The organism is Pseudomonas sp. P4_C1 (genome assembly GCF_056402155.1).
The window spans coordinates 39,649-57,183 of the sequence record NZ_JBFUHY010000028.1; the positions used below are offsets into that span (position 1 = coordinate 39,649).

A 17,535-nucleotide genomic window follows, 5' to 3' on the forward strand; every position below is an offset into this window, starting at 1 on the left:
TTTCCACTCAGAACGGCCCAAAGTTCAACGGGTACTGGATGACCACGTACACCCGGTCGATGTCATCGCCGGCCTGGGCCGCGTTGGCCCGGTGCGACACATGGGACAGTTGCAACGACAAGTCCTTGGCCACCCCGGATTGCACGATGTACTTCAAGTCAATGTCCCGCTCCCAGTGCTTGCCCCCGTCACCTTGTTGCGGTGTGAAGGTGCCGGTCGCCGGGTCGAACGGGTTGTAGGCCCCGCCTTGTGGCGCATGGGTGCCGTCGATCTGGTCGCCGGTGACGTAGCGGGCCATGAACTTCAGGCCGGGTACCCCGAAGGTGGCCAGGTCCAGGTCGTAGCGAACCTGCCAGGAGCGTTCGCGGGCGCCGTTGAAGTCGGCGTACTTGATCGAGTTGGCGAGGTAGATGGAGTCGCCACCGACAAAATCGAACGGCGTATCACCGTTGATCTTCTGATAGGCCAGGGTGAAACCATGGGCACCCAGCGTGTATCGGCCGGACAGGCTGTACGCCGTGTTGTCGATGGCGCCGGCCAGCGCTTGACCGGTGTCCCGGGTGTGATAGAGGTTGGCGTCGAGGAACACTTCGGACTGCTTGAAGTGCAGGTTGCCGTAGTACTGATGCCAGGTGTCGGTCAGCTCCGAAGCGTACAGGGCGCCACCGACCGGACTTTGGGTAAACAGATCGGCGCCGACAAACGAAATGCCGCCGGCCTCGGTGTTGGCGCCATAACCGAAAAAGTTGCCCTTGCCTGACGCACTGTCCTGATTCTTGAACGCCGTGAAGTGGCCGGCCTGCAGGTTCATTCCGTCGATTTCGCGGCTGTCGAGCAGAAAACCGGTGGCGTACTCTGGTTGCAGGCGTTTGTCCGCGGTGTCGAACACCGGGGATTCGACCTCCATTTCGCCAAACGCCAGGGTGGTCTTCGATGCCTTGAGCTTGATCGCGCCGCCACCGCTGGAGTAGTCGCTTTCGCTGCGGCCGTCACTGCCCACCGGCAGCAATCCGGTCCCGGAATGGCCCTTGCCGCCATCGAGTTTCAATCCCAGAAAAGCATGGGCATCGAGGCCGAAGCCGACGGTTCCTGGTGTGAATCCGGATGTAAAAGCACCGATAAATCCCTGAGCCCATTCGGCTTTGTAGCTCTTACCGGTTGGCGAGGGGGATCGATAGTCGCTGTTCAGATAAAAGTTTCGGCTGAGTACGCCAAGCGTTGCGCCGTCGAGAAATCCTTCTGCGCCTTGTGCTGGTTCATCGGCCAGTGAGTGGGTAGCGAACAGGCAGAAGCACAGGGCAATCGTCACCCTGAAGTCTTGCGGGAAGAGGGTCATCAATGGCTCACCACAGGGGGTAGCGACTGCGATGATTCACTGTAGGAGCGAGCTTGCTCGCGATGGTCGTTAACGATAACGCGTGTTTACTGGCTAAACGCGGCGCTCTTGAGACCATCGCGAGCAAGCTCGCTCCTACAGGAGTCCGCTTGCAGTCGCTGGTTTTTTCAACGGACCTTAATGGCCTTCGGATGCACCAAACATGGTCTTGGCGTAGATCAGGCCCAGACCGTAGGCACCACCGTTGGCAATCGAGGTTTTCACAGTTTCGTCGTAGGTCTCGGTGCGGGCCCAGTCGCGTTGCAGTTCCAGCAGGTATTGCAGCGAGGTCATCGGCCGGGCGCCGATCTGGATCATGCGCTGCATGGCCATTTCATGGGCTTCGGTGCTGACGTCGCCACAGGCGTCGGCAATCACATACACCTCGAAGCCCTGATCGATCGCCGACAACGCCGGGCCGACGATGCAAACAGAGGTCCACAGACCGGCGAGGACGATCTTCTGCTTGCCGATGGCGTTGACCTCCACGGCAATGCGCTCGTCTTCCCAGGTGTTCATGCTGGTGCGGTCGATCACGTTGTGTTCCGGGAACACAGCCTTGATTTCGTCGAAGATCGGCCCGGAAAAACTCTTCTCGGCGACGGTGGTGAGGATGGTCGAGACCTTGAAGCCACGCGCTGCCTTGGCCACCAGTGCGGCGTTGTTGCGCAGGGTCACGGCGTCGATCGACTTGGTCGCGAAGGACATCTGTGACTGGTGATCGATCATGATCAGGGTGTGGTCGGTCGGGGTCAGCAGGGTTTTGCCGGGAACTGCTTTTGCAATGGCCATGACAGGGTCCTTACGGGGTGTGAATGAGGACGTCATGGTTACGTAGATCGGGTCGGGAATATTGAATCGGTGTGCTGTCTTTGACCGACGTGTGCAGTGAGCGAGGCGCGTACCTGTAGGAGCGAGCCTGCTCGCGATGAGGCCGGTACATTCAATAATGATGTCGGCTGACATGCCGCCATCGCGAGCAAGCTCGCTCCCACAGGGATTTGTGTTTAATCCGGTTCAGTTCGTTTTGACCACGGGCGGTGGGGTCCATTGGCCGTTGAGTGCTTCGGACTCTGGCCAGTAAGCCCGGATGTACAGCGAAAAGTTGGCGTCCTTGGGCGAGGGCAGCCAATTGCTTTCCTTGTCCTTGCCGGGTGATTCGCTTTGCACGTAAAGGGTCAGCGAGCCATCAGGGTTGGTTTGCAGGGACTTGTTCCTGGTGCCAATGGAATAGCGTTTGAGGGCATTCGGGGCGAAGAAGTGCTGTTCGTTGTACAGCGTCAGCGACCAGAAGCCCCTGACCGGCGGCAGCTTGCCTTTGGCGAATGTCACGCTGTAGCCGTACTGGCCGTTAAGGCGCAGGCCGTTCTCATCCAGGTCCTGGTAGAAGTATTTGGCCTCTTTCTGCTGGTTCACGAAAATGTTCGAGCGCGCCACGGCGGTACGACTGAAATAGTCGGTGCCGAACGCTGCGCCGTTGCTCACTGTGCTCCAGTGATCGGGCAATTGCAGGCCATAGTTGCGGAACTGCAACAACGGGTCGATCACTTCGCTGTCGGCCTTTTTCGCCTCGTCGATCATCGCGGCCCGTAGTTGCGGGTCGGCCTTGGCGATGGCCGCCAGGGCGGCCATTTGTGCGTAGCGGGCCTCTTCGCCCGGCAAGGGCTTGGCGTCCTTGAGCAGGGCCGGCAGTTCGTCGAAGAAACTCTCCGGTACCACCCATTTGGTTTCGGCGCTGCCTTCGGAAGCCTGGGCCGGGAATTTCGGCAGCCTGGCCCAGGCACGCTTCTTCATCTTGCCGTCGTACTGCGACAGCGGGTACATGTCGATGCCCGACAGTGCCGGTTGCACAGCCAGGCGGTCGGTAGCGGTGTCATCCAGGAATACCCGCGGGATCACGAACCCGGTGTTGGTGCGCGCCCGGTACACACGTTTGATGCCGGGCGGCACCTTGCCGTTCCAGTCCGGGCCGACCAGCAGGTAGAAACCCGGTTGGGTGTTATACATTTTGCCCAGTTCGGCAAAGCTGTCGGAACGCAGGTCGACCACCTGATACACCCAGAAACGGCCGTCGAAGTCCGGCACTTGCAGCACCACCGGCTCAATGTCCAGGGCGATGCTGCCGGCGCCGTACACTACGTCCTGGTTCGGACAGGCCACCAGCCGCTCGGCCGGGTCGATGTAGTCGCTGAGCATCGACAACCGGTTGATCGGGGCCACGGGCACGATGCCGCCCAACAATCCGGGTTCGGGCAGGTCTTTGAACGCCTGGCGCCGATTGAAGATGTTGGCCATCGGCCAACCCCAGAAATACGCCTCGCGCGCCATCATGCGCACGTACGGCTCAGTGACTTTGGTGCCGGCGACGGGGCCCGCGACCGCGCTGGCGGCGGTGGCTTCGACAGCGCGGCTCTGGGCCCCCGGCAGGGGAGTGGCGGCGAGCGTACTGGCCAAGGTCAAGGCAAAGAGGGTATGACGCCGGGGCAAACGGATCATAAGGCGTCCTTACTTGATAGCAGTCACCTGGTGCAGGCGGGTTGCTGAAAAGATAGCTCATGTTTGCCGCAGCAATACCTGTAGGAGCCGGCTTGCCGGCGATGGACTCAAGTGCACCGCGTTTATCCAGTTCACACGCGTTATCGTTTACGACCATCGCCAGCAAGCTGGCTCCTACAAGGAACCGTGCCCACGAAGGTGGTTATTGGGCAACGGCAGGCGAATGCCGGATCAGCCCTCAAAGATGATCCGCATCGATCACCGCCTTGGCGAACGCCTGCGGAGCTTCCTGCGGCAGGTTGTGGCCGATGCCGCCGTTGATCAGCCGGAACTCGTATTTACCGGTGAACCGCTTGGCATAGTCTTCGGGGGCCGGGTGCGGTGCGCCGTTGGCATCGCCTTCCAGGGTAATGGTCGGCACGCTGATGGACGGCGCCGTGGCCAGTTTCTGCTCCAGCGCATCGTACCGGCTCTCGCCCTGGACCAGGCCCAGGCGCCAGCGGTAGTTGAACACGGTGATGTCGACATGGTCCGGGTTATCCAGTGCCCTGGCGCTGCGGTCGAAGGTGGCGTCATCGAACGCCCATTTCGGCGAAGCCAGTTGCCAGATCAGCTTGGCGAAGTCGTGGGTGTTTCTCTCGTAACCGGCGCGACCACGGTCAGTGGCGAAGTAGAACTGATACCACCACTGCAATTCCGCCTTGGGTGGCAGCGGGTTCTTGCCGGCTGCCTGATTGCCGATCAGATAACCGCTGACCGAGACCAGTGCCTTGACCCGCTCCGGCCACAGCGCCGAGACAATATCGGCCGAACGCGCACCCCAGTCATAGCCACCGAGCACCGCTTGTTTGATCTTCAGGGCGTCCATGAAATCGATGACATCACTGGCCAGCGCAGCCGGCTGGCCGTTGCGCTGGGTTTCTACGGACAGGAAACGCGTATCGCCATAGCCGCGCGCATAGGGCATCAGCACCCGATAGCCCTTAGCGGCCAACAACGGCGCGACCTCGTCATAGCTGTGAATGTCGTACGGCCAGCCGTGGAGCAGGATCACCACCGGGCCGTTGGTCGGGCCAGTTTCGGCGTACGCCACATTCAGCAGTCCGGCGTTGACATGCTTGAGCGGGCCGAAGGGCAAGGGCGCCACCTGCGTGGTAGCGGCCGGGGTCGCCGCTGGCTGCGTGGTGGCGGCCGTTTGCGCGTGAGCTGCGCCAAGAGCGCCGAACAGGGTCAGCGCAAGGATCGAAGGGCCGACCAGGTGGCGGCGAGTGTTGCCGGTGTTGCTGTTGCGCAATGCCATCTTCATGGGATGTCTCCATTACCAGCCATGGGTCAGGGGTCCGGTCTGTGCCCCTGCAAACCTTGCTTGCATTGAAACGCGTCAACGTATCCAGCCTGTGTCGAATCGCCGGACGGATGAAAGCCTGTGTATCGAGCGTTCGCGTTTACACACTGTGATACATAGGGATCTGGTCTGAGCCTCTTTTCAGTTCGATTGACACACATAACCCGCGCTTGTTCGTCTCGTCCGAAAAGCTCAAGCGCACCCCAGCCCCGGTGCGCTCGGCGATGGCCCTGACGATGGACAAGCCCAGCCCTGAGCCTGCTTCTTCGGTGCCCACGCTGCGATAGAACGGGTCGAACACGCGCACTTGTTCATCGGCGGTGATGCCCGGGCCGGAGTCCTTGACCTGAAGGATCACGATTTCCTGTGCGAGCGCCACCGACAGGTCGACGCGTCCGCCACAAGGGGTGTAGCGGATCGCGTTGTCCACCAGGTTCTTGACCAGTATCAGCAGGTCCATTTCGTTGATGACGAGCTGCACGTCTTCGGTGCCTTCAACACCGATGTCGATGTTCTTGCGTTCCGCCAGGGGCAACAGGTCCTCCAGCACCCGTCGATAGACCTCATGCACCGAAACCGTGGTTTGCGGCCGCTCGGCGTTCGATTGCGCGGCGGCCAGGGCCAGCAACTGATCGATCAGCTTTCTGCTGCGCTCAATGCCGCAGGACAGCGGCAACAGGCGCTCGACGGCTTGCGTCGGCATGGGTGTGGCTTTCAGTCGCTCGGCTTGCAGAGACAGGGCTGTCATGGGTGAGCGCAGTTCGTGGGCGGCGTCGGCAATGAAGCGCCGCTGGGTTTCCATGGACTGCGCAACCCGCGCCAGCAAGCGATTGATGGCCACGACGAAAGGGCGGATCTCGGTTGGCAGATGGTGTTCGTCGATAGGGTGCAGGGCCTGTTTGTCGCGTCGGTCCAGGTCATCGGAGAGGGTGGCAATGGGGCGAAACAGCTTGTGCACCAGATCGCTCACCACCAGCAACAGCACCGGAAACAGAATGAGAAACGGCAGCAGGCTGCGCAAGGCGCTCTCGCGCGCCTCCTTGTCGCGAACCCCCGTCTCCTGGGCGACGACGATGCGCTCGCCCCGGGCGGTGGTCCTGACCAGTGCGCGAAAGTCTTCGCCAGCGATATTCAATGTCGACAAGCCATCGGCCAGCGTCGTGGAGAAGGGCAGCGGTATGACGCTGTCGTCGTGGTTGCCGGCGGCTTTGCTGCTGTCGGCCAGGTATTGCACGATGACCCTGGATTCTTCGTCGTCACCGGCGATTTTTTCGGTAGCGGGGTAGTGCAGGGTCATCTGCTGCCGATCGAACAGGATGGCCACCTGACGTAAGGTGTCGTCCTGCATTTCGTGGGCTTCGTCGAGGGCCGAGACGAACGCAAACATCCCGGCCAGCACCGCCACGATCAGGATGGCCAGCGACAGTGCGACCGACAGCCGTACCTGCACCGAGTCGCTCAAGCGCTTTTTGAAACCATCCATCCCATACCCCTGACGTTCTTGATGACCTGGTTGCCCAGCTTGCGTCGCAGCGAATGAATCAGAAACTCCACCGCGTTGCTTTCCACTTCGTTGCCCCAGCCGTAGAGGCGGTCTTCGAGTTCGCTGCGCGAGAGGATCGCCCCCGGGCGGATCAGCAGGGCCTGTAACAAGGCGAACTCGCGGCTGGACAGTTGCACGTCGGGGTTCTCGGCAGTGCTCGCCTGTTTCGACACCAGGTCCAGCGCCACCACACCGTTGTCCAGCAATGACTGGGCGCTCCCGCCGTTACGGCGCAGCACAGCGCGCATGCGGGCCAGCAACTCGGCCATGTCGAAGGGTTTGAGCAGGTAGTCGTCGGCACCACCGTCGAGGCCACGCAGGCGATCGTCGAGGCTGTCCCGTGCGGTGATGATCAGCAGAGGCACCGGGTTGTTGCGGGCGCGAATRCTGTCGAGCACATCGAGCCCGTCCTTGCCTGGCAATCCGAGGTCCAGCAGCACCAGGTCGTAGGGCTGGGTCTGCAGCGCCGAGAGTGCGGTAAGGCCGTTTTTCACCCAGTCGGTCGCGTAGCTCGCATCACTCAGTGCGCCCTGGATGGCGTCTCCGATCATCGGGTCATCTTCGACCAGCAATATGCGCATGTCCCGCTCCGAAAAAAAGGCGCGGCGGCCATGACCGTCGCGCCTGTATTGAAGCACCTGTACCGGCGTTTGTCCGCCCGGTTATTACACGCCTTTCATCGAATCGAAGGCCTTCATCAGCTCGTTCATGCGGGCCTTGCAATTGCTCTGTTGCGGACTGCTGGCGCGCAACGCGTCGAGCGCGCGGTCAATGGCCTTGTCCACTACATGCCAGTCGCTCGCAGCGCGCGGCTTGATGCCAGCTTCGGCGGAGTCCCAGGCGCTCTCCAGGTCCTTGATGCGGGCTTTCGCACCCGGCAGATCGTTTTTATCGACGATCGCGGCTACGTCGGCGGCGATGGTACGGAACTCGGACAGGTCACCCAGTTTTGAACCGGATTGGGTTTGGGCACTCATCGCACCGGATGTGGCGCCCGCAGCAGGTTTGTCGGCGGGTTTCGAGCAGCCGGCGGCGATGCTCAGCAGAAAGATCGACGAGACAATGGCGACGTGACGAATGATGTTTTGAAAAGGGCGCATGACGATTCCTTGATGGACTATTAAGTGTTACTGAGTGACGGGCTTGCGGTTGCCGACGCTGATCTGCGCGACCGCAACCAACAGGACGATGACGCACAGGAAGATCGCGCTGGTCCAGGTGGCGCCCATGCCGAGGCCACCGTAAGTCCTGGACTGGGTCAGCAAGTCGCCCAGAGAAGCACCGAACGGACGGGTCAGGATGTAGGCGACCCAGAATGACCGCACCACGCTGGCACCCAGGCGCCAGGCTACTAATGTCGCGGCGAGCAGCGCGGCGAAAATCACCGCGCCGAGGGTGAAGCCCAGACCCAGGGCCTCGGTGGCCAGGTCACCGGCTGCCGTACCGAGGGCAAAGGTGCAGAGCACGGTCGTCCAGTAGAACCACTCCCGGCGCGGGGTGACGATCTCGCGGATCGACAGGTTGTGCTCCACCCGGTCCCAGACGAGAAAATTGAGTGCCAGCAGGACTGAAAACACGGCGGTGCTGGTGTACAGGCTAACGTCGAGTACATCGGTCAGGATGTCGGTGAGCTGCGTCCCGACGATGCTCACCAGCACCACGGTCAGCCAGTAGATCCAGGGCGAACAGGCGGTTTTGCGCATCTGTATGAAGAGGGCGATGGCCAGCAATGTCGCCATGCCGACGCTGGTCCAGCCCAGGCCGAGGCCGGCATCGACGGCGAGAAAGTCCGCGCCGGTTTCACCCACCGTCGTGGACAAGATCTTGATCACCCAGAATGACAGGGTCACCTCGGGTACTTTGTTGAGCCATCCGGCTGTAACGGGTTTCATGGGCGGGTTGCCTCTCCTGTGCAGCGCCGAAGTTGCGCAAGGGAGACGATACGGGTCGAAACTTAGCTGAGACTGAGGGGCAGGGAAGTCGAGCGGTTTCTGATACGGCTTCGAGTCAGAGTAAAAGCCAACTCGAAGATTTAGCGTCACGATGTGTTTCGCCTTACTCAGAAATTTCATTTTTACCCGCCCAATGGGCATCGACCTCGAAAGTTGAGTGCGGGCAATGAAGTATCCCGCTTATATACGCCAATGATGCACACGGGAGGCGTTGATTGCGCCCAGGCAGCTTTTGCGCACGACGCAACATGACATTGCGCCATGTCCGTATTCTCTCGGTGGGGCGTGCCGCCTACTTTGTGACCTGACAATCATCAGGCGGGTGACCTTCATTGGAAAGTCACCGCGGTCGAACCTCAGGAGTTCATGGCATGAGCGTTTCAACCAGCGGCACAGCAGCGGCGATAACAAAAGCTTCAATGACGAGGGGAATGGTGCTTCTCTTTGCGTTTTGTTGTGGTGCCATCGTGGCCAACATCTATTACGCACAACCGATTATCAGCTTGATCGCCCCGGATATCGGCATGTCGAATGGCAGCGCCAGCTTTATCGTATCGCTGACTCAAATTGGTTACGCACTCGGATTGTTTTTCCTGGTTCCCTTGGCGGACCTCATGGAAAACCGCCGACTGATGATCGCGACGATCGTGGTTACAATCTTCAGCCTGATCGCCGCTGGTTTGGCCAGGCAACCGAGTGTGTTTCTTGTCGTCTCGGCACTCATCGGTTTCAGCTCGGTCTGCGTGCAGATGCTGATTCCATTGGCCGCGCATCTGACGCCGGAAGAGTCTCGCGGCCGAGTGGTGGGCGGGATCATGGGGGGCTTGCTGTTGGGGATCCTGCTTGCGCGTCCGCTGTCGAGCCTGGTTGCTGATCATTTTGGCTGGCGGGCAGTATTTATCGGCGCGGCTGCGTTGATGTTCGTCATCTCCATGGTGATCGGCATGACCATGCCCAAATGGCAACCGACCCATCGCGCGTCGTATGGGCAGTTGCTGAAGTCCCTTGGACAATTGTTTTACCGTGAGCCGGTATTGCGTCAACGAGCGCTCTATCAAGGGTTGATGTTTGCGGCGTTCAGCTTGTTCTGGACCGCTGTCCCCCTGGTATTGAGCCGTGAGTTCGGCCTCACGCAAAGTCAGATTGCGATTTTCTCTCTGGTCGGCGCCATCGGCGCAATCGCCGCACCTATCAGTGGTCGACTCGCTGATGCGGGGCACACTCGACAAGCCTCACAGTTGGCGATGATATTGGGTGCAGTGAGTTTCCTGCCGGCCTTCATCAATCCTTTTTACGGTGTGATCGGCTTAGCGGTTACGGGTATCGCGCTGGATTTTGCCGTGCAGATGAACATGGTGCTTGGGCAACGAGCCGTCTACGCCTTGGGCACTGCCAACCGGGGCCGTCTGAATGCGTTGTACATGATCAGCATCTTCATTGGCGGGGCGATCGGCTCCTCGGTGGCCAGCTCGCTTTATGAACACTTTAGCTGGTCGGCGATTGCTGCAGTCGGAAGTGCATTGTCACTGGCCACTCTGATCGCGTTCTTGATGGTGTCCCGTAGAAGCGGGCAGACCCACTGAGTAAATCCGTCGCCTGAACAAACGATTGGGGAGGGAGCCCCAAGTTCGTCATCAAATCCAATCAGTGATTCAATAGGCGCACCGTTCCCAGTCAGCGCCCGGTAACTCAAGGAGTGTCATGGACAAGCTGCTCGCATTGAAAATGTTCGTCCAGGCGGTGGATTCGAAGGGTTTTTCTTCTGCCGCACGACAATTAGGCATGGCTACGTCATCTGTAACCCGGATGATCGATGGGCTTGAGGCTGAACTGGGCGCTGTCCTGCTTAACCGCTCCCCCCGTCAAATCTCATTGTCAGATGCCGGGGCCGCCTACTATTTGAAAGCGCGGGAGGTGCTCAATGCTGTGGCCGAAGCGGATGCCTCAGTCACTGACCGTGGGGAAGTCCCTGCGGGGCATCTGCGTATTTCGGTGCCGGTGGCGCTTGGACGGCGTCTCATTGCTCCGCATATCGCCTCGCTTTTGAAACGTTACCCGCAGTTGGTGTTGGACATGACACTTTCTGACGACATCGTCGAGTTGCTCGGCGAGCGCGTCGATCTATCGATACGGTTGGGATCGGCAGCAGCGATGGATGGTGTGGTCAGTCGTCCCATCGGTCATTTTCGGCGTCGGGCGGTTGCCAGCGCCGCGTACTTGAATACGCATGGCTTTCCCGAACAGCCTCTGGACCTGCTGCAGCACGAGTGCATGCGCTTCAGTTACGGGGCAAAGCAGCAGGTCTGGACGTTCCAAAAGGACGGTGAGGAGACGCGAGTGCCCATTGACGGCCGCTTCAAAAGCAACAATGCGGAGGTTTTGCGCGAAGTTGTACTGGCCGGCGGTGGGGTGGCGCTGTTACCGGATTGGCTCGTCGACGATGATATCGACAGCGGCGACTTGACGTCGTTGTTCGAGTCTTTTGTGATCAATCCCAACGATGCAAGTTCGGCCATTTCCGCGCTGTATCTTCCCAATCATCGCGGCTCCAGACGCGTCAATGCGTTTATCGATTTCATCAGTGAATTACTGGGGCCTGAACACCTCCCCGGGAATTGATCTGCTGGCGTCCTCAGAAGCCGGGTCGGGTTCATAGCCAGCGCATTCTTTTGTTTTGTATGATGCCTCGATGAAGCTCTAGTGAGGCGTTATGCAAGACTCAAAAAACGTAGACGAGAGAACGCCGGAAAAATCAGCGGACTCACAGGGCACCGTCAAAGCGGCGACTCGGCGCCTTTCTCCAGAGGTCCGGGAAAAGCAGATCGTGCACAAAGCCATCGAGCACTTTGCGACGTGCGGATTCTCGGGAAGCACCCGTGAGCTGGCGCGGCAACTGGACGTTACCCAGCCGTTGCTCTACCGCTATTTCCCCAGCAAAGAGGCATTGATCGACCGTGTTTACGACGAGGTATATCAGTGGGATGCCTCTTGGGAGACGATAATCAAGGATCGTTCGCAACCCCTTCAGGCTCGCCTGGTTCGTTTCTATACCTCATACGCAAACGTGATTTTGCGGCGAGAATGGATTCGCATCTTCGTTTTCGCCGGGTTGACCCGTGAAGGCATCAACGATCGGTATCTGGCCAAATTGCGTGAGCGAGTCTTCATTCCTGTTATTGCGGAAATTCGCCATGCCCATGGTCTGGCGCCTTCCTGCGGTGAAACGATCAATGAAAAAGAGCTCGAACTGATCTGGAGTTTGCATGCCAGCATTTTCTATATTGGCGTGCGCAAATGGATCTACGATCTTCCAGTGACCGAGGACATTGACGCGCTGATAGAGCAGATGGTCGATGCGTTCCTCAATGGCGGTCCCCATGTATTGGCTCAGGTCGACAACGACCTCGGCGAAAAGCCTCGCTTGAATTGATTTTTCCGCTTGCCCACCTGATGACATCCTGCTTCCACCCTTCTTTTTGTCGACCACTCATCACCTGTTTCAGCCTTTAGCTGGATAGGTGGCGGGAGGGCGCGCATTCCGCTATTTCGCTCTGAAAAGCCCTTTCCAAACACCTGGAACTCGCCCTGCCGAGACGCCACCACGACGTGGTTCAGGGGCCGTCCTCAAAAAATTTGGTCCCGCGGCTATTTACTTCAATTTCGTCAGGCCTTACTGTTTATCGACTGATAAATAACTACAAGAAACTGTTGGAGGCGCCATGCAAGTCCGAAAACTCGCTCATTACTCGATCCGGTCGTTCGACCTGGAAAAGTCCAGCCAATTTTATGAAAAGGTGCTCGGTTTCACCCCTGGCTACCGGCCGCCGTTCGACTTTCCTGGCGTGTGGTTGTACATGGGAGGGGATGAGCAAGACTTTGGTACGGTTCACATTATCGGGATCGATCCCTCCAACCCCGAGGGCCTGAAGAAGTATCTCGGCGACAAGGAAATCCCGCTGAAGGGCACTGGGACCGTTGATCACATTGCTTTTCTGGTAACAGGCCTGGTTGAGTTCTGGAGCGTCTTCAAAGCGCAAGGCATTGCCTGGCGTGATCGCACCGTTCCGAGCCTGGGCCTGCATCAGGTCTTCATCGAAGATCCTAGCGGTGTCACCATCGAACWCAACTTCCCGGCCTCCGAGATTGAAGCCGTCGGTTCCTACACCGCCCATGCCGCTGCGACTGTGGAGGTGCAGCCATGATTGATATATCGAACAAGCGCCGCGCTATTGTCGTAGGTGGTTCGCTGGGAGGTCTGTTTGCAGCGAACATGTTGCTACGCAAAGGTTGGGATGTAGAAGTCTTCGAACGTGTTCCGGACGAACTCGCTGGACGTGGCGCAGGGATCGTTACACACCCTGAATTGTTCGAGGCGATGGCTGCAGCGGGTATCCCACTCGATGCGTCGGTAGGTATCGATGTGCTGTCGCGCGTCACTTTGGACCAGGACGGCGATGTCGTACTCGAGAATGCGCTCCCGCAAACGCTGACTGCGTGGGGGAAGATGTACCAGGTTCTTCGCGCCGCTTTTCCAGACTCGCTCTATCGTTGCGGTGGCAGCGTCGTCTCGGTCGAAAGTACGGAGTCCCATGCCAGTGTCACATTGGCTGATGGCACCACTCATCAAGCGGACATCATTATTGCTGCCGATGGATTCCGGTCGACGATTCGCCAGCAGCTTTTGCCTGACTTACACCTGCAATACGCCGGCTATATTGCATGGCGCGGGTTGGTCGATGAAGGTGTTCTTTGCGACTCCACCCACGCATCGCTCTTCGATAAATTTGCGTTCTGTTTACCCCCGCGCGAGCAAATTTTGGGGTATCCGGTTGCTGGCCAGTCGAACAGCACCCTTGCAGGAGAGCGTCGTTACAACTTTGTCTGGTACCGCACCAGCGGCGACGATGAGTTGAAGGATCTGCTCCGGGATGAGAGCGGTAAACAGTTTGAAGGTGGAATTCCTCCAGCACTGATACGTCGTGATGTGCTCGCCAATATGTATAAGTCCGCCGATACGCTACTTGCCCCGCAGTTTGCCGAAGTCGTGAAGAAAGCGACGCAACCGCTGTTTCAGCCGATTTACGACCTGGAAGTACCGAAGATGAATTTCGGACGAGTCGCGTTGCTCGGCGACGCTGCATTTGTGGTCCGTCCTCATTGCGGGATGGGTGTCACCAAGGCGGCCGGCGATGCCTTGGCAATCGTCGAAGCACTTGAGCGACATGCATCCGTTGAAGATGCCTTGGCGGACTATAGCCAGCAACGCTGCCGTTTCGGCGCCTCGATAGTTCAGCACGCCAGGCATCTTGGCGCGTATATGCAGGCGCAATTGAAAAGCGAGCAAGAGCGCGAAATGGCTGAGTTGTACCGGACTCCAGAAGCCGTGATGCGTGAAACCGCAGTGCCCGTGAAGTTTTAATTCAGTTACACGCCCTTCGCAGGAGAGAACCATGGAACATGCATATCCGCAAGACGGTGGCCCGGCCGTGTCCGCTGAAAAGCTTGAGGACACTATTCAAAATCCGATTTTCGAAAACCCGCAGTTTCGTGCATTGGTAAAACAGCGACGAATATTTTCGTGGAGCATGACTGCTCTCATGCTGGCGGTATATTTCGGCTTTATTCTTTCGCTGGCCTTTATTCCTGCCCGCATGGGTACACCTATCACCGAAGGTCAACTCATGACGTGGGGCGTGCCGATTGGCTTCGCAATGCTCGCCTTTACGGTTCTTCTCGTTGCTGTCTACGTATGGCGCACCAACACCTGCTACGACCCAAAAATAAAAACAATCATCAGGAGCTTCAAAAAATGAAGCGTCTTCTTATCACATTCTCGGCCATCCTTGTTTCGGCAACTGTATACGCGAGCGATGTCCCCGCCGCAGCTCCCAAACATAACCCCATTGCCATAGGCATGTTCCTGGCGTTCGTCGTATTCACTCTATTTGTCACACGATGGGCCGCGCGTAAAAACAATAGTGTTGCCGATCACTATGCGGCAGGCGGCAAAATTACCGGTTTCCAGAATGGTTGGGCCATCGCCGGAGACTACATGTCCGCAGCGTCGTTACTGGGCATCTCCGCCCTGGTTTTTACCAGTGGCTTCGATGGGCTGATCTACTCAATCGGCTTTCTTGCAAGCTGGCCGATCATTCTATTCCTGATCGCGGAGCCATTGCGCAACCTTGGGCGCTACACCCTGGCGGACGTTCTGTCCTACAGACTGAAGCAAAGACCCATACGAGCTTTTGCGGCGTCCAGCTCTATCGTGATCGTGCTGCTTTACCTGGTGTCTCAACTGGTAGGCGCTGGAAAACTGGTGGAACTGCTGTTCGGCTTTGATTACACCGCGGCTGTACTGCTCGTCGGTACGCTGATGGTCGTCTATGTGTTCTTTGGCGGGATGCTGGCAACTACCTGGATTCAGATCATCAAGGCAGTATTACTGCTGACCGGCTGTGTTTTCATGGCTTTCATGGTGTTATCCGAGTTCGGATTCAGCCTGAACCAATTGTTCACTCAAGCCACTCAGGTTCATCCAACCCATGGGGCAATCATGAGCCCCGGAGGTTTGATTACCGACCCGATATCCGCCATTTCCCTGGGGTTGGCACTGGTCTTCGGTACGGCAGGTCTTCCACATATTCTCATGCGGTTTTTCACCGTCGGTGATGTTAAAGCCGCGCGCCAAAGCATTCTTTATGCCTCCGGTCTTGTCGGCATAGGGTATGCGCTGATTGTCATCATTGGCTTTGGCACCATTGCCCTGGTTGCCAGCAATCCCGCCTATCACGATGCATCAGGTGGAATATTGGGTGGCGTTAACATGGTTGCGATTCACCTCGCCCATAACGTCGGCGGTAATGTCTTCCTCGGATTCATGTGTGCGGTATCGTTCTCGACGATATTGGCGGTAGTGGCAGGGTTGACCCTGGCTGGCTCGTCAGCTGTTTCTCATGATCTCTATGCACATGCTTTGCGCCGCGGCACCGCCAGCGACCGTGACGAAATGCGCGTCTCTCGTGTTACGACCATCGTACTGGGTGTGTTGTCGATCCTCCTGGCGATTGCGTTTGAAAAGCAAAACATCGCCTTTATTGTGAGCTTAACGTTCTCCATCGCCGCAAGTTCAAACTTTCCGGTACTGTTGTTATCGATCTACTGGAAAGGCTTGACGACCCGTGGCGCCGTGATTGGCGGATCGCTGGGGCTGGTATCGGCAATTACCCTGTGCATTCTCAGTCCAACCGTTTGGGTCAAGATCCTGCATCATCAGCAAGCCTGGTTCCCTTATGAATATCCGGCCCTGTTTTCAATGGCCGTAGCATTCATCGGTATTTGCTGGTTTTCCATTACCGATCGCTCCGCCAGTGCCATCAGTGAGCGCAATCGATTCGAAAATCAGTTGGTCGACTCTGAACTGGGTACGCCGGCAACATGGAAGGCTCAGTTCAAAGCTGATTGATCCATGTAGTTACTGTCTGCATTAAATAATTCCTGAATGACGGCGCTTATGCTCCATGTGCTGTTGGGGCATTTGTGCCTGAAAAATAGCTGAATAGTTAATACAAAAATAATAACCTCGACTTGGGTGCACATAAATGAAATGTACTTTGACCGTTGCGGCTGCCATGTGTGTATTGGCGCAGCAAGCCCATGCGGCTGGTTTCATTGATGATAGTAAGGCTGCGCTTAAACTGCGCAATTACTATATCAACAGCGATTATCGTGACTCTGCAACACCCGCGCAGCAAGCCGCCAATCAAAGTTATCAAGCGGAATGGGGGCAGGCTTTCCAGGTGGAATTCATCTCCGGATACACCCAAGGCCCTGTAGGATTTGGTGTCGATGCTTTAGGCATGTTGGGCGTAAAGCTCGACTCAAGCGCCGGCAAGCATGGCAATCCAACGGGTACCAATTTCGGTGGCGTGGTGTTTCCAAGCGACGGCGACCATGCGGTTGACGATTTTTCCAGCCTTGCATTGACCGGGAAAGTGAAGATATCCAAGACCGAGTTGAAGCTGGGTACTCTGGTCCCGAAACTGCCGGTTATCTTCAGCAATGACGGGCGTTTGCTGCCGCAAACCTGGCAGGGAACCCAGGTTACCTCCGCGGATATCAGGGATCTGACCCTGGTAGGAGGGCAAATTGACGGGGTCAAGGGCCGGAACTCCAGCAATATCGAAAACATGTCAATTGCGGGTGCCAACAATCCTGTCACCGGTCGCTTCAGTAATAAATTCATTTATGCGGGCGGCGATTACAAACTGACCAAAGATCTGACCTTGCAATATTATTACGGCAACCTTGAAGATTTTTATAAGCAACACTTTCTAGGACTGATTCATAACTGGGCAATCGGTTCGGGCGTGCTGACCAGTGATATTCGATATTTCAATAGCCAGGATGATGGTGCGAACGGCCATGACCCTGCTTACTTTACGACAGGCTACTACGGCGGCAATACGATAAAAGGCAAAGTCGACAATAACCTGTTCAGTGGATTATTTGCCTATGCCGTTGCCGGGCACACCTTCGGAGCCGGCTATGAGGTTAGCAACGGAAAAAGCGATTTCCCTTATTTAAACCAGGGTGACGGTCCGACCACTTACACCATCACGGAAATGCAGGTTCAGAAATTCGTGCACGCTGGCGAGAAGTCCTGGCAAGCACGCTACGCTTTTGACTTCGCGAAACTGGGCTTGCCCGGTGCGACGGCGGGAGTTGTATACGTTAAAGGTGATGACATCAATACCATCGCTTCCAGCAATTCCAGTGAGTGGGAACGCGATATAACGCTGGCCTATGTCGTGCAATCGGGACC

16 protein-coding genes are annotated in these 17,535 nt (G+C 57.6%); 8 read left to right on the forward strand and 8 right to left on the reverse strand.

The annotated features are described in order from the left end of the window. Positions 1-7: 7 nt before the first annotated feature. From AC1DU9_RS16965 to AC1DU9_RS17000, 8 genes are all read right to left on the reverse strand, one after another. A complete protein-coding gene (locus tag AC1DU9_RS16965; RefSeq protein WP_223457976.1) occupies positions 8-1,336 on the reverse strand; it encodes an OprD family porin in 1,329 nt (442 codons plus the stop codon). 177 nt (positions 1,337-1,513) lie between these two features. Next, complete coding sequence (locus tag AC1DU9_RS16970; protein ID WP_223457974.1) at positions 1,514-2,167, reverse strand: hydrolase; 654 nt, start codon at positions 2,165-2,167, stop codon at positions 1,514-1,516. A 225-nt stretch (positions 2,168-2,392) separates the two neighbouring features. Next, on the reverse strand, positions 2,393-3,871 hold the full coding sequence (locus AC1DU9_RS16975; RefSeq protein ID WP_477810510.1) for a DUF1254 domain-containing protein: 1,479 nt from the start codon (positions 3,869-3,871) through the stop codon (positions 2,393-2,395). Between the two features lie 238 nt (positions 3,872-4,109). Further along, positions 4,110-5,177, reverse strand: a complete 1,068-nt coding sequence (locus AC1DU9_RS16980; protein ID WP_457265901.1) for an alpha/beta fold hydrolase — start codon at positions 5,175-5,177, stop codon at positions 4,110-4,112. 139 nt (positions 5,178-5,316) lie between these two features. Next, entirely contained in the window at positions 5,317-6,699 is a 1,383-nt protein-coding gene (locus tag AC1DU9_RS16985) for an ATP-binding protein (RefSeq protein WP_477810511.1), read from the reverse strand. Next, the gene (locus AC1DU9_RS16990) at positions 6,675-7,340 is read right to left on the reverse strand and encodes a response regulator (RefSeq protein WP_223457967.1); all 666 of its coding nucleotides are present in this window, start codon (positions 7,338-7,340) and stop codon (positions 6,675-6,677) included. Before AC1DU9_RS16990 ends, AC1DU9_RS16985 begins: the two co-directional genes overlap by 25 nt. Positions 7,341-7,424: 84 nt before the next feature. Then, positions 7,425-7,859, reverse strand: a complete 435-nt coding sequence (locus AC1DU9_RS16995; protein ID WP_223457966.1) for a hypothetical protein — start codon at positions 7,857-7,859, stop codon at positions 7,425-7,427. Positions 7,860-7,886: 27 nt separating this feature from the next. Then, entirely contained in the window at positions 7,887-8,651 is a 765-nt protein-coding gene (locus AC1DU9_RS17000) for a COG4705 family protein (RefSeq protein WP_223457964.1), read from the reverse strand. Positions 8,652-9,082: 431 nt separating this feature from the next. Between AC1DU9_RS17000 and AC1DU9_RS17005 the strand changes: the two genes are divergently transcribed. The 8 genes from AC1DU9_RS17005 to AC1DU9_RS17040 all read left to right on the forward strand — a co-directional run. After that, positions 9,083-10,294, forward strand: a complete 1,212-nt coding sequence (locus tag AC1DU9_RS17005; RefSeq protein WP_223457962.1) for an MFS transporter — start codon at positions 9,083-9,085, stop codon at positions 10,292-10,294. A gap of 118 nt (positions 10,295-10,412) precedes the next feature. Next, positions 10,413-11,330 (forward strand): LysR family transcriptional regulator, encoded by a 918-nt coding sequence (locus AC1DU9_RS17010; protein WP_223457960.1) that lies wholly within the window; start codon positions 10,413-10,415, stop codon positions 11,328-11,330. A 91-nt stretch (positions 11,331-11,421) separates the two neighbouring features. Next, positions 11,422-12,141, forward strand: a complete 720-nt coding sequence (locus AC1DU9_RS17015; RefSeq protein ID WP_223457958.1) for a TetR/AcrR family transcriptional regulator — start codon at positions 11,422-11,424, stop codon at positions 12,139-12,141. Positions 12,142-12,430: 289 nt separating this feature from the next. Continuing rightward, entirely contained in the window at positions 12,431-12,913 is a 483-nt protein-coding gene (locus tag AC1DU9_RS17020; RefSeq protein WP_477810512.1) for a VOC family protein, read from the forward strand. Then, positions 12,910-14,130, forward strand: coding sequence for an FAD binding domain-containing protein (locus AC1DU9_RS17025; protein WP_223457954.1), 1,221 nt, complete (start codon positions 12,910-12,912; stop codon positions 14,128-14,130). Before AC1DU9_RS17020 ends, AC1DU9_RS17025 begins: the two co-directional genes overlap by 4 nt. Before the next feature lie 31 nt (positions 14,131-14,161). Further along, positions 14,162-14,524: a DUF485 domain-containing protein gene (locus AC1DU9_RS17030; RefSeq protein WP_477810513.1), complete on the forward strand. Its 363-nt coding sequence runs from the start codon at positions 14,162-14,164 to the stop codon at positions 14,522-14,524. Continuing rightward, positions 14,521-16,176, forward strand: coding sequence for a cation acetate symporter (locus AC1DU9_RS17035; protein WP_223457950.1), 1,656 nt, complete (start codon positions 14,521-14,523; stop codon positions 16,174-16,176). The genes AC1DU9_RS17030 and AC1DU9_RS17035 overlap by 4 nt, the downstream gene beginning before the upstream one ends. Positions 16,177-16,312: 136 nt before the next feature. Continuing rightward, positions 16,313-17,535: OprD family porin (locus AC1DU9_RS17040; RefSeq protein WP_477810514.1), on the forward strand; the 1,223-nt coding region annotated here is incomplete at its 3' end.